Origin of the sequence: Micromonospora sp. NPDC049301 (assembly GCF_040678715.1) — a bacterium.
In the GTDB taxonomy this organism is placed as follows: Bacteria; Actinomycetota; Actinomycetes; order Mycobacteriales; family Micromonosporaceae; genus Micromonospora.
The window spans coordinates 539,019-558,277 of sequence record NZ_JBFAQO010000001.1; the positions used below are offsets into that span (position 1 = coordinate 539,019).

Annotated in this window: 17 protein-coding genes; 10 read left to right on the forward strand and 7 right to left on the reverse strand. The window is 73.3% G+C overall.

The window, feature by feature from the left end; genetic code table 11:
- Positions 1–85: 85 nt before the first annotated feature.
- On the reverse strand, positions 86–352 hold the full coding sequence (locus AB0K07_RS02600; RefSeq protein ID WP_363750420.1) for a BldC family transcriptional regulator: 267 nt from the start codon (positions 350–352) through the stop codon (positions 86–88).
- A 269-nt stretch (positions 353–621) separates the two neighbouring features.
- On the opposite strand from AB0K07_RS02600, the gene AB0K07_RS02605 reads away from it, so the two are divergent.
- The 3 genes from AB0K07_RS02605 to AB0K07_RS02615 all read left to right on the forward strand — a co-directional run bounded on the left by AB0K07_RS02605 (position 622) and on the right by AB0K07_RS02615 (position 3,141).
- The gene (locus AB0K07_RS02605; RefSeq protein WP_363750421.1) at positions 622–1,080 is read left to right on the forward strand and encodes an Lrp/AsnC family transcriptional regulator; all 459 of its coding nucleotides are present in this window, start codon (positions 622–624) and stop codon (positions 1,078–1,080) included.
- Positions 1,081–1,187: 107 nt separating this feature from the next.
- Positions 1,188–2,018: an SDR family oxidoreductase gene (locus AB0K07_RS02610; protein ID WP_363750422.1), complete on the forward strand. Its 831-nt coding sequence runs from the start codon at positions 1,188–1,190 to the stop codon at positions 2,016–2,018.
- 31 nt (positions 2,019–2,049) lie between these two features.
- Positions 2,050–3,141 carry a PLP-dependent cysteine synthase family protein gene (locus AB0K07_RS02615; RefSeq protein WP_363750423.1) on the forward strand — a complete coding sequence of 364 codons (1,092 nt, stop codon included), beginning with the start codon at positions 2,050–2,052 and terminating at the stop codon, positions 3,139–3,141.
- Between the two features lie 22 nt (positions 3,142–3,163).
- On the opposite strand, the gene AB0K07_RS02620 is transcribed toward AB0K07_RS02615, so the two are convergent.
- The 4 genes from AB0K07_RS02620 to AB0K07_RS02635 form a co-directional block, all read right to left on the reverse strand.
- On the reverse strand, positions 3,164–3,784 hold the full coding sequence (locus AB0K07_RS02620) for a putative glycolipid-binding domain-containing protein (RefSeq protein WP_363751397.1): 621 nt from the start codon (positions 3,782–3,784) through the stop codon (positions 3,164–3,166).
- 106 nt (positions 3,785–3,890) lie between these two features.
- Positions 3,891–5,897 carry a DEAD/DEAH box helicase gene (locus AB0K07_RS02625; RefSeq protein ID WP_363750424.1) on the reverse strand — a complete coding sequence of 669 codons (2,007 nt, stop codon included), beginning with the start codon at positions 5,895–5,897 and terminating at the stop codon, positions 3,891–3,893.
- A gap of 196 nt (positions 5,898–6,093) precedes the next feature.
- Positions 6,094–7,716: a hypothetical protein gene (locus AB0K07_RS02630; RefSeq protein WP_363750425.1), complete on the reverse strand. Its 1,623-nt coding sequence runs from the start codon at positions 7,714–7,716 to the stop codon at positions 6,094–6,096.
- Positions 7,717–7,831: 115 nt separating this feature from the next.
- Entirely contained in the window at positions 7,832–9,397 is a 1,566-nt protein-coding gene (locus tag AB0K07_RS02635) for a C40 family peptidase (RefSeq protein WP_363750426.1), read from the reverse strand.
- 236 nt (positions 9,398–9,633) lie between these two features.
- Here AB0K07_RS02635 and mqnE point away from each other — a divergent pair, with 236 nt between their 5' ends.
- The 3 genes from mqnE (at position 9,634) to AB0K07_RS02650 (ending at position 11,628) form a co-directional block, all read left to right on the forward strand.
- Positions 9,634–10,803 carry an aminofutalosine synthase MqnE gene (gene mqnE, locus AB0K07_RS02640; RefSeq protein WP_363750427.1) on the forward strand — a complete coding sequence of 390 codons (1,170 nt, stop codon included), beginning with the start codon at positions 9,634–9,636 and terminating at the stop codon, positions 10,801–10,803.
- Positions 10,804–10,826: 23 nt separating this feature from the next.
- Positions 10,827–11,264 carry a hypothetical protein gene (locus tag AB0K07_RS02645; protein WP_363750428.1) on the forward strand — a complete coding sequence of 146 codons (438 nt, stop codon included), beginning with the start codon at positions 10,827–10,829 and terminating at the stop codon, positions 11,262–11,264.
- Positions 11,265–11,334: 70 nt separating this feature from the next.
- The gene (locus AB0K07_RS02650) at positions 11,335–11,628 is read left to right on the forward strand and encodes a DUF4229 domain-containing protein (protein ID WP_363750429.1); all 294 of its coding nucleotides are present in this window, start codon (positions 11,335–11,337) and stop codon (positions 11,626–11,628) included.
- Between the two features lie 73 nt (positions 11,629–11,701).
- Here the strand turns inward: AB0K07_RS02650 and AB0K07_RS02655 are convergent, their stop codons facing one another.
- The gene (locus tag AB0K07_RS02655) at positions 11,702–13,057 is read right to left on the reverse strand and encodes a C39 family peptidase (protein WP_363750430.1); all 1,356 of its coding nucleotides are present in this window, start codon (positions 13,055–13,057) and stop codon (positions 11,702–11,704) included.
- A gap of 211 nt (positions 13,058–13,268) precedes the next feature.
- Between AB0K07_RS02655 and AB0K07_RS02660 the strand changes: the two genes are divergently transcribed.
- From AB0K07_RS02660 to AB0K07_RS02675, 4 genes are all read left to right on the forward strand, one after another.
- Positions 13,269–15,146: a M14 family metallopeptidase gene (locus AB0K07_RS02660; protein WP_363750431.1), complete on the forward strand. Its 1,878-nt coding sequence runs from the start codon at positions 13,269–13,271 to the stop codon at positions 15,144–15,146.
- Positions 15,147–15,522: 376 nt separating this feature from the next.
- The gene (locus tag AB0K07_RS02665) at positions 15,523–16,458 is read left to right on the forward strand and encodes an ABC transporter substrate-binding protein (RefSeq protein ID WP_363750432.1); all 936 of its coding nucleotides are present in this window, start codon (positions 15,523–15,525) and stop codon (positions 16,456–16,458) included.
- 91 nt (positions 16,459–16,549) lie between these two features.
- A complete protein-coding gene (locus tag AB0K07_RS02670; protein ID WP_363751398.1) occupies positions 16,550–17,647 on the forward strand; it encodes an iron ABC transporter permease in 1,098 nt (365 codons plus the stop codon).
- A gap of 38 nt (positions 17,648–17,685) precedes the next feature.
- Complete coding sequence (locus tag AB0K07_RS02675; RefSeq protein ID WP_363751399.1) at positions 17,686–18,459, forward strand: ABC transporter ATP-binding protein; 774 nt, start codon at positions 17,686–17,688, stop codon at positions 18,457–18,459.
- Positions 18,460–18,468: 9 nt separating this feature from the next.
- On the opposite strand, the gene AB0K07_RS02680 is transcribed toward AB0K07_RS02675, so the two are convergent.
- Positions 18,469–19,242 (reverse strand): VOC family protein, encoded by a 774-nt coding sequence (locus tag AB0K07_RS02680; protein ID WP_363750433.1) that lies wholly within the window; start codon positions 19,240–19,242, stop codon positions 18,469–18,471.
- Positions 19,243–19,259: the final 17 nt, after the last annotated feature.

Consider the following 19,259-nt stretch of genomic DNA (forward strand, 5'->3'; position numbering starts at 1 on the left):
AGCCACCCCGTCACGCCCGGCAGGTCGCCGTAGCGGGACGCGGACCGGACTGGTGCCCGGTCCGCGTAGCGTTGTCCGCACCAGTTCAGTACATGCCGGCGTTGGCCGGACCCGGCCCGGTGGATGCGGCCGGCCCCACGTTGCGTGGCTTTCCGGCCTCGTCCACCTCGTCCAGCATGCCCTCCCCCTCAAGCAGGGCTCGCACCTCGGATTCCCGAAACCGGCGATGCCCGCCTGGAGTCCGGATGCTTCCTATCCGGCCGGCAGCCGCCCATCTCGTCACAGTCTTCGGGTCCACCCGAAACAGCGCGGCGACCTCACCCGGTGTCAGCAGGCGATCTCCAGTGTCCACAGCCCCCTCCTCGCGTCGACGAAGCCCCTGGCTGAACACACTGCCCCCGGCTGGTGCGAGCCCAGAGCCGTCATGAGGGACGTATGGCAATTACAGCACCAGGGACCTGGCCTGTCCGCCAAACGCGAAAAACGCACTGAGTGGGGAGTTAGTAAATGGTACTGGCGCAACCCCTACCTTGACTGTCAGTTTGTGAACAGTTACTCACTGCTATGTCCAACGGATGCCGAAGGCATCGCGTTACGCCCAACCGGATAAGGTCACTCTCCGTGGACGCCATCGACCTGAGCCTCGTCGACCTGCTGCGTGGAAACGCCCGACTCTCGTACGCCGAGCTGGCCCGGCAGGTTGGTCTCTCCGCTCCGGCCGTCCACGAGCGGGTCGGCAAGCTGGAGAGCAGCGGCGTGGTCCGCGGGTACCGCGCGGACGTGGAGCCGGAGGCGATCGGGCTGGGCGTCACGGCGCTGATCGGCATCGTCGAGGACTCCGGCGCGGACAGCGACGACATGCTCGAGTCGCTCCGGATCCTGCCCGAGATCGAGTCCTGCTACTTCATGGCGGGCGTCGAGTCCTTCCTGCTCAAGGCGCGGGTCGGCACGATCGCCGAGCTGGAGCAGCTGATCGTGCGGCTGAACCGGACGCCCGGGGTCGCCTCCACCCGTACCGCCATCGCGCTCTCCACGAAGTGGGAGAACCGCCCCCAGCCGGTCGGCCCGCCGCCCGCCTGAGCCGCGTACCCCCGCCTGACCGCCGCCCGGCCCCCGCCTCGGGCATCGCCGCAGCGTGGCCGCTCGGCCCCTGGTGCGGCCGGGCCGGCCGGCGGTAGCGTGCGCCGATGACCTCGCCGGGACGTGGAGTGGCCGTGGTGACCGGGGCCGCCGGCGGCCTGGGCCGCGCCATCGCCGCCGCGCTGCACGCCGACGGCTGGTCGGTGCTGCTCACCGACCTCGACCCGGCCGCGGTGGCCGTCGCCGCCGTGCCGCTCGGCGGCTGGTCCGCCGCGCTGGACGTCCGGGACGAGGGGGCCTGCGCCGAGATCGCGGCCGAGGCGGCGAGCCGGGGTGGCCTCGACCTGTGGGTCAACAACGCCGGCATCCTGGTCACCGGCCCCGCCTGGGAGCACGACGGACCTACCCGCCGCCGGGTGTTCGACGTGAACGCGCTCGGCGCGATGAACGGCACCCTCGCCGCGCTCGCCGTGATGCGCGGGCAGGGGCACGGCCACGTGCTGAACGTCGTCTCGCTGGCCGGGCTGATCGCCGCGCCCGGCGAGACGGTGTACGCGGCCAGCAAGCACGCGCTGCTGGCGTTCAGCCTCGGCACCCTGTCCGACCTGCGGATGGCCGGGCACCGGCGGGTGCACGTCTCCTGCCTCTGCCCGGACGGCATCTGGACCCCGATGCTGCACGACCGGCTGGACGACCCCGGGGCGCTGGCGTCGTTCACCGGGTCGATGCTGACCCCGGAGCGGGTGGCCGCCCGGGCGGCCCGGCTGGCCCGCCGGCCACGCCCGGTGGTCAGCCTGCCCCGCTGGCGGGGCGCGCAGGTCCGGCTGCTGGACACCCTGCCCCGGCTGGCCATCGGGTTGACCCCGCTCATCCAGGCCGTCGGCCGGGCCGGGCAGCGCCGCCAGCTCCGCCGGGTCACGCCGACGGACCGGCTCTGACCTCCCCCGACCCGCTTGCTACCTTGCCGGCGTGACTCATCTCGACCGCTGCGACGAGGCCAGCCGGAGCTGGGTGACCGAGGCGATCGCCGCCGTCGAGGCGGACGCGAACCGCTCGGCCGACACCCACCTGCTGCCGTTCCCGCTGCCCCGGGAGTGGGGGATCGACCTCTACCTCAAGGACGAGTCGGTGCACCCGACCGGCTCGCTGAAGCACCGACTGGCCCGTTCGCTCTTCCTCTACGGGCTCTGTAACGGCTGGATCGGGCCGAGCACCACGATCATCGAGGCGTCCTCGGGCTCCACGGCGGTCTCCGAGGCGTACTTCGCCCGGATGCTCGGGCTGCCGTTCATCGCGGTGATGCCCGCCTCCACCTCGCCGGAGAAGATCGCGCAGATCGAGTTCCAGGGCGGCCGGTGCCACCTGGTCGACGACCCGGCGAGCGTGGTGGTGGAGGCCCGCTGGCTGGCCGAGGACTCCGGCGGCCACTTCATGGACCAGTTCACCTACGCCGAGCGGGCCACCGACTGGCGGGGCAACAACAACATCGCCGAGTCGATCTACGCGCAGCTCAAGCTGGAGCGGCACCCGATTCCCGCCTGGGTCGTGGTGGGCGCGGGAACCGGGGGCACCAGCGCGACCCTCGGCCGGTACGTCCGGTACCGCCGGCTGTCCACCAAGCTCTGCGTGGTGGACCCGGAGAACTCGGCGTTCTACCCGGCCTGGCTGGCCGCCGACTGGTCGGTGCGCACCGGGAAGGGATCCCGGATCGAGGGGATCGGCCGCCCCACCGTCGAGGCGTCCTTCCTGCCCGCCGTGGTGGACCGGATGGTCCAGGTGCCGGACGCGGCGTCGCTGGCCGCCATGCGGGCCGGCTCGGCGGTGCTCGGCCGGCGGGTGGGCGGCTCCACCGGCACGAACCTGTGGGGCGCGTTCGGCCTCATCGCCGGGATGCTCGCCGAGGGCCGGATCGGCTCGGTCGTCACGCTGATCTGCGACGCCGGCGACCGGTACGCGGACACCTACTACGCCGACGACTGGGTGGCCGCGCAGGGCCACGACCTGGCACCACACGCGGCCGTCATCGACCGCTTCCTGACCACCGGCGCCTGGCCCGCCTGAGCCCGGCAGGCGGTCGGCGCGCTCAGCGCGGGTCGATCCGTTCGGCCAGCCCGGGGTAGCGCACCACGTAGCCGTCGGCATCCAGATCGATGTCGGCGGTGAAGGTGCCGCTGGCGAACCGTACCCGCCCCGGCCCGAGCCCGGTGTAGATCTGCTCGGCCGGCACTACCTCGAGACCGGGCAGCAGCACCCACGCCGCGGTGATCCGGTGCGGCAGGTCGGCCGGCTGGCCGGCGAGCCCGAGCCGGTGAACCGGGAGGGTGTTGAACAGCGGCGACCCGCTCAGGTCCACGTCGAGCGCGTCGGCCAGCCGGTCCGGGTCGTCGGTGCCCGGCAGGCCGGACCGGGGATGACCCGCCGCGGTGAGCGCCGCGTCCAGGTTGCCCTGCTCGGCGGTGGTCACCCGCCACCGGTCCGTGGCCCGCTCCAGCGTGACCCTGCGCAGCCAGCCCGGCCCCTCCGCCTCGACCTCGACCCGGCTGGTGCTCCAGTCCGGCGCGGTGGTCAGCTGGTAGCGGGCGGTCCAGGGGATCGGGTCCACGGCGAGCAGGGTGCCCCGGGCCGTCAACCCTTGGCCGTCGTTGAGCAGGACCTGCTCGCTGCCGGCGGTGTCCGTCCGGGACCAGAAGATCGACTTCGGCATGGTCGGCATGAGCCGGACGTTACGCGACCGGGCCGACATCGGCAGGGCATGCGCGAACGCCGCCGCGAAGCACGGGCTCCGCGGCGGCGTTCAGTAGATCAGTGGATCAGTGGGTACGGGCCGGCGGTCGCCCGCCGAAGCCACGCCGGTCGTCGCGCGGCCGGTCGTCGCGCTGCCGGTCGCCCTGACCGCGGCCCTCGGAGCGGAAACCACCCCGGGCGTCCCGGTCCGCGAAGCGCCGCTCCCCGGCCGGCCGGTCCCCGAACCGGCGCTCGTCGGCGGGCCGCTCGCCCTGCTGACGGTCGCCGAAGCGGCGGTCACCGGAGGCGCGCCCGTCCCGGTCCCCGAACCGGCGCTCACCGGTCGGGCGGTCGCCGTAGCGCCGCTCGCCGGTCGGCCGGCCGTCCCGGTCACCGAACTGCGGCCGGTCACCGAAACGGCGCTCGCCCTGCGGCCGGTCGCCGTAACCCCGGCTGTCCCGGTCGGCGTATCGGCGCTCGCCGGTCGGGCGGTCACCGTACTGCCGGTCACCCTGCGGCCGGTCGCTGTACTGCCGGTCGCCGTAGCGGCGCTCGCCCTGGGGGCGGTCACCGTACTGCCGGTCGCCCTGCGGACGGTCGCCGTAGCGGCGCTCGCCCTGGGGGCGGTCGCTGTACTGCCGGTCGCCCTGCGGCCGGTCGCCGTAGCGACGCTCGCCGGTCGGGCGGTCGCCGTAGCGGCGCTCGCCCTGGGGGCGGTCGCCGTAGCGGCGGTCGCCGCCCGGTCGGTCGCCGAAGCGGCGCGGGCCACCGGAGCGGTCCCCGTAGCCCCGCGGCTCCGCCTCCACGCGAACCGGGACGCCGCTGGGCTCACGGGCACCGATCAGCTCGGCCAGCATCGGGTCACCGAGGCGCACGCGGCTCTCGGCCGGCGCGACACCGGCCTTCTCCAGCATCGCCAGGGTGGTGCGCCGCTGCTTGGGCAGCACCAGCGTGGCGACCGCACCCGACTCGCCGGCCCGGGCGGTGCGCCCGGCGCGGTGCAGGTAGTCCTTCGGGTCCTTCGGCGGGTCGACGTGCAGCACCAGGGTGACGCCGTCGACGTGGATGCCCCGGGCCGCCACGTCGGTGGCGACCAGGACGTTCATCCGGCCCTCACGGAACTCGGCCAGCGTCTTGGTACGCATCCGCTGGGTCTTGCCGCCGTGCAGGCCACCAGCCCGTACGCCGACGGCGGCGAGCTGCTCGACCAGCCGGTCGACGCCGAGCTGGGTCCGTGCGAAGACCATGGTCCGGCCGTCCCGGGCGGCGATCGAGGCCGTCACCGGGAACTTTTCGTGCGGCGGGATCAGCAGCATGTGGTGGTCCATGGTGGACACCGAGGCGGTGGACGGCGCGGTGGAGTGGGTCACCGGGTCGGCCATGAACCGCTTGACCAGCGCGTCGACGTCACCGTCCAGGGTGGCCGAGAAGAGCAGCCGCTGACCGTTCGCGGGCGTCTTCGCCAGCAGCTCGGTCACCTCGGGCAGGAAGCCCATGTCGGCCATCTGGTCGGCCTCGTCGAGCACCGTCACCTCGACGTCGTCGAGCTGGCAGATGCCCCGCTCGATCAGGTCGCCGAGCCGCCCCGGCGTCGCCACGATGATCTCCACGCCGCGCCGCAGCGCGTCGATCTGGCGGTCGTACGGCACCCCGCCGACGGCGGTCTTCAGGAACACGTTGATCGCCTTGCCCAGCGGCAGCAGGGCGTCGTTGACCTGCATGGCCAACTCGCGGGTCGGAACCAGGACCAGGGCGCGCGGCCGCATCGGCCGGGCCGGCTGGCCGGCGGCGACCCGGGCCAGCAGGGGCAGGCCGAACGCGAGCGTCTTGCCCGACCCGGTCTGCCCGCGGCCGAGCACGTCCCGGCCGGCGAGCGCGTCCGGAACGGTGGCCCGCTGGATCTCGAACGGGGTGGTGATGCCCTGCCGCGCCAGCGCGCGGACCAGCGGCTCGGGCAGGCCGAGCGCGGCGAAGTCGACGGGCTCGGCGACCTCCGTCGGGGCGGTGTCGGGCGTCTCCAGGGCGGCGTCGTCCGCAGCCTGGGCGGGGTCGAAAACGGACGGAACGATGCTGGGGTCAGCAGAGGTGGTCAACAAATGCCTTTCGAGCGGGGCGCATCTTCGCGATGGCCTGCCGCGGCTGTGCCGCCGGATCGCCCGCAAGATCGCCCATGGGCGCGCATCACGCGCGCCGGGTCAGTGATCTCGACCAGTGTACGGCGGTTCGGCGAAGCCGCCAGCCGGTTGCCCGACCGTAGTGGGCGGACTCACCATCGCCCCGATGGTCGGGTCAGCTGTTGAGCACGTTACCCACCAGACCATCCAGGGCGTCGTTGGCGAGCAGGACGACCAGCACGCTGATCCCCACCAGCAGCGCGAGCGCGGCGGCCAGGACGATCACCACCCGAGTGGTCCTGGACCGCTCAGCCGGGGTGTCCGCCCAACCCTGGGCCAGGATGTGCCCGGTCAGCGAGCCGGAATTCTCCACGGCGCTGGCCGGCAACGCGATCGTGGTGTAGCCGGGCCCGTCCCCGCTGCCGTAGACCGTGCCGGCCAGATCGGAGCCGCCGTCGTACCGCCCGCCGCGAGCGGCGGCCGAGCCCGGCCCGGCCGGCTCGCCCGGGTTGGCAGGCGTGGCCCCTCGGGAGCCGCCGGTGTCGCCTCCACCCGACGAGGTGCCCGTGGTGGACGGCGGCCAGCCGGGCAGAGCCGGCGCGGGCACCACCGGCGGGGCGGAGACGGGTGCCGCGGTCCACCCTCCGAGGCCCGGACCGGGCTGCGCCGCTGGGGACGACCAACCGGCCGGCGACGCGGAGGCCCGCACACCCGACGGCGAGCCGTGCAGCGGCGTGGAGCCCCGCTCGGCGGAATCGGCGGGCGACGCGGCGGCCCACCCGGTGGGGCTGGCCGGCGGCGCGGAGACCGACGCGGAGGCCCGCACGGCCGGCGGCCCGCTGGGCGTCGCGGGGGGCGGCGGGAACGGCGGTGCCGGCATCGGGCCGGGCGGCGGTGGCGGCCCAGGCACCGGCGGGCCGGGAGGCGGTGCCGGTGGGCCGGGAACGGGCGGCGACGGCGGACCCGGGACGGGCGGCACCGGAGAGGGCGGCGGTGTGGGCGGACCCGGGACGGGCGGCAGCGGGCCGGGTGGCGGCGTGGGCCGGGGGCCCGGTGGCGGCGTCGGCACCGGACCGGGCGGGTACGGCCCAGGGCTCGGCGCCGGCTCGGGCTCGGGCTCGGGCGGCGACGGCGGAGTCGGCCCGGGGCCGGGCGGCGCGGGGACTGGCTCCGGGGTCGGGGGCGTGGGCGGCTGGGCGGGCTCCGGAGGCTGCGCCGGCTCGGGGGGCTCGGTGCTCACCGGGGCAGATCGGTAGACACCGGGCGTGCTCGCCCGGGAGTCCCGGGTGCCCGCGGCGCCGGCCGTGACGCGGCTGTTGGCCGGCACCGTGGCGCTGGCCCGGGCCGAGGCGCTCGAGCCGTCCCGCTGCCCGGGCAGTGCTCCGCCGGCCGGGTTGGCCGACCCGGCCGCCCGGTAGGTGGTCGCACTCCCCGGAGCGCTGGCCGGGCGGTCACCCGGCACCGCGGCGGCGGTCACGACACTGGCCCGGGCCCGTACCGGCGCGGCGGTCGGGCCAGGGCCGTCAGGTGCCGGCTGCCCCGCATCCGCGTCCGTGGCGGCGTCGGTGCCGGCGGGAGCCTCGGTGCCGGCGGGAGCGTCGGCGGCTGCGGAAGCGTCCGTGTCGGCGGGAGCGTCGGCGGCGGAGGTGGCTCTGACATCACCGTCGGCGGAGGCGTCGTCGGCGGCCGGGGTGTCGTCGGCACTGGACGCCGTGTCTGTGCTGCCCGGCCGCGGCGGCTCGGCCTGGTCGACCGCGACGGGGCCGACCTTCTCCGCCGGATCACTCTGCTCGGCCATCTCCGCCCTCCGTGCCGCGCTCGCACCCGGACCCGTGACATCGGGCCGGATGTGCCTGGATGTCACGGTGCCACAGATCGCCCCGAGCGGACAGCCGGAGCGGATCGTGGCGGGGTCAGCTTCCGGTGCTCGGGCTGCTCGTCGTGCTCGCGGCCGGGCTGTCACTGGCGATCCCGCTCCGGCTCGCCGACGGGGTGCTGGCCGGGGCCGAGGTGGCCGGCGCGCTGGTCGGCGACGTGGGCGCGGTCGTCGGCGTCCTGGTCGCGCTCGGCGTCGCGCTCGGCGAGGTGCTGCCGGTCGGGGTCGGGGTCGGAGTCGGGGTGCCGGTGGGCGTCGGAGTGGCCGATCCGGTCGGCGTGGGCTTGGTGGTGGGCGTGGGCTTGGTGGTGGGCGTCGGCTTGGTGGTGGGCGTCGGCTTCGCGGTCGGGGTCGGCGTCGGGACCGGCACGGTCGGGACCGGCACGGTCGGGGCCGGCACCGCGCCGATGACCCGGGTGGCGGCGTACAGCCGGGACCAGCGGACGACCGAGACCTTGACGACGTCTCCGGTGGTGGGCGCCTGCACCATCTTGCCGTTGCCGATGTACATGGCAACGTGGTGGATCGTGGTCCAGCTGCTGCCGGACGCGAAGAAGAGCAGGTCGCCGGGGAGCAGCGCGCTCTGCGGCACCGTCCGGGAGCGGGTGGCGGCGTACTGGTCCCGGGAGACCCGGGGCAGCTGGAAGTAGTCGGCGCCGGGCGACCGGTACGCCGCCCACATGAGACCGGAGCAGTCGAACGTGTCGGGCCCCTCCTCGGACCACTCGTACGGGTCACCGAGCTGGGCGAGGGCGTACCGGACCGCGGCCAGCGCCCGCGGGTGCGCCGCCATGCCGCTGACGTTCTGGCCGACGAGGTAGCCGGCACCGAGCTGCTGCTCGGCGGCTTCCTGCTGGCGCTCGATCTCGATCAGCTGCGCGGCGTTGTCGCGGCGCAGCTTCAGCAGGCCGGCCTCGGCCGCGCGCAGCGCCTTCTCGCCGGCGGCGAACTCCGCCTCGGCGGCGTCGAGCTGGGTCTTGGCGTTGGTGTGTGCCTGGTAGGCGAGCTGCTCGCCGCTGCGGGCCCGGGTCAGCTCCCCGGCCACGCCGGTGGTGCCGCGCTCGACCTTCTCGCCGCGGGCGATCCGCTGGAGCCGGCTCAGCCCCTGGAGGTCGTCGGCCAGGTCGCCGGGGGGTAGCGCGGCGGCCGCCTTGAACGCGTCCGAGGCGGCGACGTCGGCCGCCTGCTGAGCCCGGAGGAGATTGTCCTGCGCGGTCGCCAGCGCCCTGCCGGCCGCTTCCAGCTGGGCCTGCGCGTCGGCGCGCTTCTGCCGGCTCAGCAGCAGTGCCTCGCCGAGCGTGCCGACCCGCGTCTCGCCGGCGGCGATCTGAGCGGCCAGCGGGCCGGTGCCGACGTTGACCACCGGCGGGACCGGGACGCCGGGGACGGGCGCGCCGCCGGGCAGTTGGAGCGCGCCGACCGCGGCCGGGCGCGAGCCGGTGTCCGGCACCGTGGTGGGCAGCCCGGGCTCGGCGTACGCGGGGGTGGCCAGCACGGCGGCGGCGATCGCGCCGAGCAGGGCGGCCCATAGCCTCGGACGCAGCACCGGCGAGACCACCGGGCTCCGTCGTCGCTGCCGTCGCCCGCGCCCGCTGTAGACCATTCCGCTCCCCGTCCCGCTGCCCGTCGCCGCGCTCGATGGGCGCGACCGTCGGGACGGTACCAGTGTGTGTTCCGCCCCACCCTGTCTTACCGCACGCGGGCAGTGATGTCGATGCATCGCCGGGTTACGGGAGGCTGAGAGTCTGGTGAAGTGGGTCGCTGCCGCCGACCGTGCCGCCGGGCCTGTCGGCGTCCCGACGTACGCTCGACCGGGACCGCAGGTGGAAGGGACGTGCCATGGACGCCGGACTCAAGCGTGAGCTCGAAGCGAAGGTGTACGCCGGTGAGCGGCTGACCCGGGAGGACGGGATCGCCCTCTACGACAGCGACGACCTGGCCTGGCTGGGCCGGTTGGCGCACCACAAGCGCACCGAGCTCAACGGCGACCGGGTGATGTTCAACGTCAACCGGCACCTCAACCTGACCAACGTCTGCTCGGCGTCCTGTGCGTACTGCTCGTTCCAGCGCAAGCCGGGCGAGAAGGACGCGTACACGATGCGCATCGACGAGGCGGTCCGCAAGGCCAAGGAGATGGAGGACGAGCAGCTCACCGAGCTGCACATCGTCAACGGCCTGCACCCGACGCTGCCCTGGCGCTACTACCCGAAGGTGCTGCGTGAGCTGAAGGCGGCGCTGCCGAACGTCAAGCTCAAGTGCTTCACCGCGACCGAGGTGCAGTGGTTCGAGAAGATCAGCGGCCTGAGTGCCGACGAGATCCTCGACGAGCTGATGGACGCGGGCCTGGAGTCGCTGACCGGCGGCGGCGCGGAGATCTTCGACTGGGAGGTCCGCCAGCACATCGTCGACCACGCCTGCCACTGGGAGGACTGGTCGCGCATCCACGCCCTGGCGCACAGCAAGGGCATGAAGACGCCGGCGACGATGCTGTACGGCCACATCGAGGAGCCCCGGCACCGGGTCGACCACGTGCTGCGGCTGCGCGAGCTCCAGGACGAGACCGGCGGCTTCGCGGTCTTCATCCCGCTGCGCTACCAGCACGACTTCGTGGACTCGGCGGACGGCAAGATCCGCAACCGGATCCAGGCCCGCACCACGATGGCCTCGCCGGCCGAGTCGCTCAAGACCTTCGCCGTCTCGCGGCTGCTCTTCGACAACATCCCGCACCTCAAGAACTTCTGGGTGATGCACGGGCTCTCGGTGGCCCAGCTCTCGCTGAACTTCGGCGTGGACGACCTGGACGGCTCGGTGGTCGAATACAAGATCACCCATGACGCCGACTCGTACGGCACCCCGAACACCATGCACCGGGACGACCTGCTGCACCTGATCTGGGACGCCGGTTTCCAGCCGGTCGAGCGGGACACCCGCTACAACGTGGTCCGGGAGTACGACAAGGCCCCGTCGCTGGCCGAGCGCCGCGCCGAGCCGCAGCAGGTGTGGGCCTGAGCCACCACGTACCCTCGCAGTCGATGACCGAGCAACGCGGTTCCGAGCGGCAGGGCGGCTTTCCCCGGCGGGACGCCGAGGGGCGGATCCGTACCCTGGGCGATCTGCTCGGGGTGTGCCTGGCCGGCCTGGTCATCGGCGCGTTGGCGCTCGTGCTGTTCGACTGGGCGTTCGCCTCGATCGGCGCCGGCGACTTCGGGCACACCAACGGTTGGCTGGCGGTGATCCTGCCGGCGTGGCTGTTCTGGGACGATTTCCGGGCCTGGGAGTTCGGCGCGGCCCGGGTGGTGGCGGCGCTGGTCGCCGCCGCCGTCGGGGTGTTCGCCGGGCTGCTGATCGCCGGTCTGGGCGCCGGGTTGCCGCCGCTGCTCTCCGGAGCGTTGGCGGCGGCGGCGTTCACCGTGGCGTACGCGACGGTCTGGTTCCCGGGCGTCCGCTGGCTGGCCCGCCGGACCGGCTGACCCCGACCGCCCGCCGGGCGGGTCGACCTTCCGCCGGCACCGGCGGCTGACGGAGAACGGAGTGGTGCAGGTGAGCGCGTCGGTCAAGTACACGCTGGGCCGGATCGGGCTGTTCGTCGCCGTTCTGGCGGCCCTCTGGCTGGTCGACATGAACGTGTTCCTGAAGCTGATGCTGGCGCTGGTCTTCTCCGCCGCGCTCTCCTTCTTCCTGCTGCGGGGCTGGCGGGACGAGATGGCCGATGAGATGGCCGGCGCGGCGGCCCGCCGCCGCGACGAGAAGGAGCGCCTCCGTTCCGCCCTGGCCGGCGACGACCAGCCCAGGTCCGACCCCGAGCCCCCCACCGACGACCAGCCCTCGCGTTGATCAAGAGGTTCGCGTCACCAGGACGGCTCCCGGTGACGCGAACCTCTTGATCACGTGCGCTCGGCCGGTCGGGTCACCAGTTGGTGGAGCCGGCGACCGTGGGCCAGGGCTTGTGCAGCGGCTTGATCAGGTACGCGACGCCACCCGAGCCGCCGGAGACGCCACCGCTGGCGTTGATCCGCTTGGTGCGCAGCCAGATCTGCTCGAACTGCTCCCGCTGGTAGACGTTGCGCACCACGTCGTTGCTGGACGAGGCGGGGTCGTTGACGATCACGTCGCCGTCGGCGGTGAAGCCGACCACCACGAACAGGTGCCCGGAGGTCCCGTAGTTCGCCCCGTCCAGCTCGCTGGCGAGGAAGGACTGACTGGTCACCACGGGAATGCCGGCGGCGATGAACCGCTCCAGCTCGTCCAGTGAGTGCAGCCGGGTCACCCGTCCCTCCAGGCCGGGGAAGCTGGCCGCGTACGCGGTGTTGAACGGCCAGTTGCCGGCGCCGTCGTACGCGTAGTCGTAGGTCATCCGCGCGGCGTGGTTCACCGTCGGGTCGGGGTAGGTCGGGTCCACCCAGGAGGTGTCGGCCGCGGACGGCCGGCGCCCCCAGTACTCGACCACCATCTCGGTGGAGGTGGGGGAGCACCACGCCTCACCGCCGCCGTCGTACTCGGGGTAGTGCCCGGAGTGCACGTTCTGCGAGTAGCGCGGCACGGGCAGCTCGACGCCCCAGGCGATGTGCCCGGCGCTCGGCGCGACGGTGAACCGGTCCGGGACGGTGGAGCTCATCGCGCCGAGCATCCGGACCACCGGCGCGGCGGTCTGCCCGGGCGCCCGGTAGAGGGTCAGTCGCAGCTGGTACGACCGCAGCAGCACCCCGGCGGCGGCGTCGTCGATGCTGAAGGTGTCGGTCCAGATCGTCGACCAGGGGTCGCCCTGCCGGTTGACGGTGGTCCGCTTGATGTCGCTGTCGCCGGACGCCCAACGGCCCATGACGTACCACGGGGTCTGGTCACCGCTGGTGTAGCTGCCCTGCATCTCCACCTGGATCCAGGTGCCGGCGGGCGTCTCCGCGTTCCAGGACGCGATCAGCTCGGTGGCGTCGAAGCCGATCCGGGTCACCGGCGAGGTCCAGGTGCCGTACTCCCAGGTGCGGGTGGTGCCGGTGTGCGGGTCGGCGTACTCGGTGGTGCCGGCCGGGCGGGCCAGGGTGACGCCCGCTCGGGGGCCGGGCACGACGCGGGTGCCGGCCCGGCTGCCCCGGTGCCAGTCGGCGGGCCCGGACCAGTCCTGGAAGGTGATCTGCTCGTCGTGGACGGTGGCGGGTGGTCGGCCGCCGGTGAGCGGCGCGGCGGCTGCCGCGGGCGCGGCGGTGGCGAGCAGGGCGAGCGCGGTGACGCCGGCGAGGGCGGCCGCGCCTAGGCGGGATCTGGCCATGGGGGCTCCGCGGTGTCGAGAGGGACATCGTCGCTGGTCAGTGTCGCCCCCGGAAGGAAGTTTCGCCAGACGTTCACGGGTGGAAAATCATTGCCGCCGCGATGGTCCACCTGGGATGAACAAGGAAGCGACGAATATTGATATGACCATGTGACCGGTGGTGAAGTGTCCACCACCGAGCGGGATCTCCCGCCCTCCGAGGAGGTAGTCCATGGCCCTCCGCACGCCCATCCCCCTCCGCCGCGTCCTGGTGCTCGCCGTCGTCACCGGGCTGGGAATCGTCACCGTCGCCACCGGCCCGGTCGCCGCGCGACCGGCACCGGACCGGACCGCCGAGCCGGCCGCCGCCGGCTACCGGGTGCTCGGCCCCCGGACCTTCGCCGACCGCACCGCCGTTGCCCGCACCGGGGCCGCCATCGACTACTCCGAGCACGGCGTGCTGCACGTCTCGGCCACCGCCGGAGAGGTCGCCGCCATCGGCAGGCTCGGCTTCCGGCTGGAACCACTCGCCCCACCGCCGAACGCCGAGCGCGGCGCCGGCGAGGTCGGCACGCTCGCCTTTCCGCCCGCCGACTCCAACTACCACGACTACGCGGAGCTGACCGCCGTCGTGAACCAGGTCGTCGCCGACCACCCGGCCATCGCCCGCAGGATCAGCATCGGTACGTCGTACGAGGGCCGCGACCTGATGGCGGTGAAGATCTCCGACAACGTGGCCACCGACGAGAGCGAGCCGGAGATCCTGTTCAACGCGCAGCAGCACGCCCGCGAGCACCTGACCGTCGAGATGGCGATCTACCTGCTCAACCTCTTCACCGACAGCTACGGCGGCGACTCCCGGATCACGAACCTCGTCAACAGCCGGGAGATCTGGATCGTGCCGACGGTCAACCCGGACGGCAGCGAGTACGACATCGCCACCGGGTCGTACCGGTCCTGGCGCAAGAACCGGCAACCCAACAGCGGCTCGTCGGCGGTCGGCACCGACCTGAACCGCAACTGGTCCTACCAGTGGGGCTGCTGCGGCGGCTCGTCCGGCACCACCTCGTCGGAGACCTACCGCGGCCCGTCGGCGTTCTCCGCACCCGAGACGCAGGCGCTGCGCAACTTCGTCAACAGTCGTGTCGTCGGCGGCGCCCAGCAGATCAAGGCGAACATCGACTTCCACACGTACTCGCAGCTGGTGCTCTGGCCCTTCGGCTACACCACCGCGAACAACCCGTCCGGAATGACCGCGGACCAGTACAACACCTTCGCCACCATCGGCCAGCAGATGGCCGCCACCAACAGCTACACGCCGGAACAGTCCAGCGACCTCTACATCGCCGACGGCACCAGCATCGACTGGATGTGGGCCACCCACGGCATCTGGGCGTACACCTTCGAGATGTACCCGGGCTCGTCCGGCGGCGGTGGTTTCTACCCGCCCGACGAGGTGATCCCCGCGCAGACGTCGCGCAACCGGGAGGCGGTGCTGATGCTCAGCGAGTACGCCGACTGCCCGTACCGGGCGATCGGCAAGCAGGCGCAATACTGCGGTGGTGGCGGCGGCACCACGGTCTGGTCGGACACCTTCGAGACCGCCACCGGCTGGACGATCAACCCGTCCGGCACGGACACCGCCACGGTCGGGGTCTGGGAACGGGGCGCCGCCCAGGCGACCACGTCCAGCGGGGCGAAGCAGCTCACCCCGTACGCCGGCAGCAACGACCTGGTCACCGGTCGGCTGGCCGGAACGGCGGCCGGTGACTACGACCTCGACGGCGGCGTCACCAGCGCCCGGTCCCCGGCGGTGACGCTGCCGTCGTCCGGCACGCTGACCCTCTCGCTGGCCTGGTACCTGGCGCACGGGTCGAACGCCTCCTCGGCGGACTACCTGCGGGTGAGCGTGGTGCACAACGGCGGCACCACGGCCCTGCTCACCCAGGCGGGCGCGGCGGCCAACCGCAACGGGACCTGGGCGGTGGCCAACCTCAACCTCACCCCGTACGCCGGCCAGTCGGTGCGCATCCTCGTCGAGGCGGCGGACGCCTCCGGCGCCAGCCTGGTGGAAGCGGCTGTGGACAACGTCACCATCACCGCCTCCTGATCGGGTGGGGCCCCGTTCCGCCCCTGCGGGGCCCCACCACCCGCTCCCGAGCCCCGGGATCCTGGACATATCGCCACGGTCGGTCGTCGCGCCCCCGCAGTTGGGCGGCGCGGGCGATCGACCGGCGGCGATCGGGCCTTGATCGATCCGGCACGTCCGGGCGGTGCGCTACCGTCTTAGCGACCACTCCGCAGCGAAGCCGGTGCGAAACCCGGCGCTGTCCCGCAACTGTGATGCCCCGTTTGGACGACGGGGACGAGCCAGGTCGCCTGCGGATCGGTCGCGACACGCGCTCTCGAGGAAGGGCGCCTCGTGGGCGGGCGTACGAAAGTCCCTGTCGGCGAAGCACCACACTCCTCGACCGACAGGAGGACCCATGTCCGGACGTACCCCCCGGCTCTTCGCCGCGACTCTCGCGGTCGCCGCACTCGCCCTCGGCGCGTGTGCGGAGAAGGCCGCCGACGAGCCGACCGCCGGCGCCAGCTCCGCGGCCGCCAGCTACCCGGTGACGGTCGGCTCGCTCACGCTCGACAAGCGCCCCGAGAAGATCGTCTCGTTGTCGCCCAGCGCCACCGAGATGCTGTTCGCGATCGGCGCCGGCCCGCAGGTGAGCGCGGTCGACGACAACTCCAACTACCCGGCCGAGGCGCCCAGGAGCGACCTGTCCGGCTTCCAGCCCAACGCCGAGGCGATCGCCGGTAAGAGCCCCGACCTGGTGGTGCTCTCCAACGACACCAACAAGATCGTCGACCAGCTCGGCAAGCTGAAGATCCCGGTCTACCTCACCCCCGCGGCGACCACGCTGGACGACTCGTACCGGCAGATCACCGACCTGGGCGCGCTGACCGGGCACGCCGACCAGGCGACCGACGTCACCACCCGGATGAAGGACGACATCGCCAAGCTGGTCAAGGACCTGCCGCAGCGCGCCGAGAAGCTCACCTACTACCACGAGCTGGGCCCGGAGCTGTACAGCGTGACCAGCAAGACCTTCATGGGCTCGCTCTACAGCCAGGTCGGTCTGACCAACATCGCGGACCCGGCCGACGCGGACGGCAAGAACGGCGGCTACCCGCAGCTGTCCCAGGAGTTCATCGTCAAGGCCAACCCGGACTTCGTCTTCCTGGCCGACTCCAAGTGCTGTCAGCAGAACGCCGACTCGGTGAAGGCGCGCAGCGGCTGGGCCGGGCTGAACGCGGTGAAGAACAACCAGGTGGTCGCACTGGACGACGACATCGCCTCGCGCTGGGGCCCGCGGGTCGTGGACCTGCTCCGGGTCATCATCGACGCGGTCGCCAAGGTGCCCGCGTGAACCTCGTCCGTCGGTGAGCGCGAGGAGTGAGCCGGGCTTGCGAGCCTCGCAGTCGCGAACGAAAGAAGGCGCGGTGACCGGGACGCCACCCGTGGCCGTCCCGGCGCCACCCACCCGACCGGCCGCGACGCCACCCGCGTCGCGGCCCGTCGGGCTGCGCAAGCGCTGGCTGGTCGCCGGCGTGTTCGCGGTGCTCCTCGCTCTGATCGCCGGGGTGTCACTCGGCCCGGTCAGCCTGCCGCCGGGCAGCGTCGCGGCCGAGCTGCTCAACCTGATCCCCGGGGTGCACCTGGAGAGCGGGCTGACCGAGCGGGAGATCGCCATCGTCACCGAGCTGCGGCTTCCCCGGGTGGTGCTGGGCCTGCTCGTCGGCGGCCTGCTCGCCCTGGCCGGCGGCTGCTACCAGGGGGTGTTCCGCAACCCGCTGGCCGATCCGTACCTGCTCGGCGTGGCCGCCGGCGCCGGGCTCGCGGTGACCGCGGCGATCGCCCTCGGCGGCGTCGGCCGACAGGGCGCGATCACCGGACTGCCGCTGACCATCCCGCTGGCCGCGTTCGCCGGCTCCCTGCTCGCCGTGACGATGACCTACCTGCTCGGTGGCGCCGGCGGGCGGAGTCGGTCACCGGCGATGCTGATCCTGGCCGGGGTGGCGGTCTCGGCGTTCCTCTCCGCCGGGCAGACGTACCTGCTGCAACGGCACTCCGACAGCATCCAGCCGGTCTACTCCTGGCTGCTCGGCAGGCTGGCCACCGCCGGCTGGCACGACGTGCTGCTGGTGCTGCCGTACGCCGTGCTGACCACCGTGGTGGTGCTGCTGCACCGCCGCGAGCTGGATGTCCTCGCGGTCGGCGACGACGAGGCGACGAGTCTCGGCCTGCACCCGCAGCGCTCCCGCTACCTGCTGATCGCGGCGGCCTCGCTGGGCACCGCCGCGGCGGTCTCCGCGACCGGCCTGATCGGCTTCGTCGGGATCATCGTGCCGCACACCGTCCGGATGCTCGCCGGGTCGAGCTACCGGGTGATCCTGCCGCTGTCGCTGCTGTTCGGCGCCGCGTTCCTGGCGCTGACCGACGTGGTGGCCCGCACGGCCGCCGCGCCGGCCGAGATCCCGATCGGCGTGGTCACCGCCCTGCTCGGCGGCCCGTTCTTCGTGCTCGTGCTGCGCACCGCCCGGCGGGTGCTCACGTGAGCCCCGAACCCGCCGCCGGCCCGGACCGCGAGGCCGGCGTGCCGGCGGTCGAGGTGCGGGGGCTGCACGTCAGCCTGGACGGCACGCCGATCCTCACCGGCGTCGACCTCACCGTCGCAGCCGGCGAGTGGGTCACCGTGATCGGCCCGAACGGCGCCGGCAAGTCGACCCTGCTGCGCGCCGTCGGCGGGCTGCTGCCCGCGCCGGAGGCGATCTCCCTGTTCGGTACGCCGAGCGCCGCGCTGCGCCGCCGCGACCGCGCCCGGGTGGTGGCCACGGTGGCCCAGTCCCCGGTGGTGCCGCCCGGCATGTCGGTGCTGGACTACGTGCTGCTCGGCCGCACGCCCTACATTCCGCCGCTGGGTCGGGAGTCGGCCGCGGACGTCGCCGTCGTGCACGACGTGCTCGACCGACTGGACCTCACCGGCTTCCACCGCCGGGAGCTGGCCACCCTCTCCGGGGGCGAGCGGCAGCGGGTCTTCCTCGCCCGGGCGCTCGCCCAGGGCGCGACGCTGCTGCTGCTCGACGAGCCGACCAGCGCACTGGACATCGGTCACCAGCAGGAGGTGCTGGAGCTGGTGGACCAGTTGCGCCGCGAGCACGGCCTGACCGTGCTCGCCACCATGCACGACCTCTCGCTGGCCGGCGAGTACGCCGATCGGATGGTGCTGCTCGCCGACGGCCGGGTGGCGGCCGTCGGGACCCCGCACGAGGTGCTGACCGAGCACCTGCTCGCCACCCACTACCGGGCCAGCGTCCGGGTCGTCCCCGGTGCCCACGGTCCTCTCGTCGTCCCCGTCCGCCCCCGCTGAGCCGGTCGGTCAGTCCCCGTTCGGGCCGAGGTCGATGACGGAGAAGAGGGCCCCCTGGGGGTCGCGCAGGGCGGCGAACCGTCCCGCCGGATTGTCCCGGGGTGGCACCAGGATGGTCCCGCCCAGCTCGGAGGCGCGTGCCGCGGCGGCGTCCGCGTCGGCGACCGCGAAGTACACCGTCCAGTACGCGGGCAGATCGGCCGGGAAGTCGTCGGCGAACGGTGGCATCATCCCGGCGACGATCTGCGCGCCGAGCCGCCATCCGGTGTACGTCATCCCGCCGACCACCTGGTCGTCCGGCTGCCAGCCGAACACCAGCTCGTAGAAGACCTTCGCGCCCTCCGGGTCCGGGGTGACAAGCTCGGTCCAGCTCATCGCGCCCGGCACGTTGAAGGCCTCGGCGCCGGGCATCGCCAACGGCTGCCAGACGCTGAACGTGGCGCCCGCCGGATCGGCGAAGACCGCCATCCGGCCCCGGTCGAAGACCTCGAACGGCGGCACCACGACCTGCCCGCCGGCCCGTTCGACCCGGCCGGCGACCAGCTCCGCGTCGTCGGTGGCGACGTACGTCGACCAGATCGGCACCTGGTCCGGTATCGCCGGCGGCCCTGCTCCGGCCACCGACCGGCCGTCGAGCAGGAAGATGGTGTAACCGCCCGCTTCAGGCTCCGGTGTCACCCGGCCCGTCCACCCGAACAGCTCGGGATAGAAGCGCCGCGCGTCGGTCAGGTCCGGGGTGGCCAGGTCGGCCCAGCAGGGCGTACCCGGCGGGACGGTGCTCACGTCAAGACCCCTCTCGG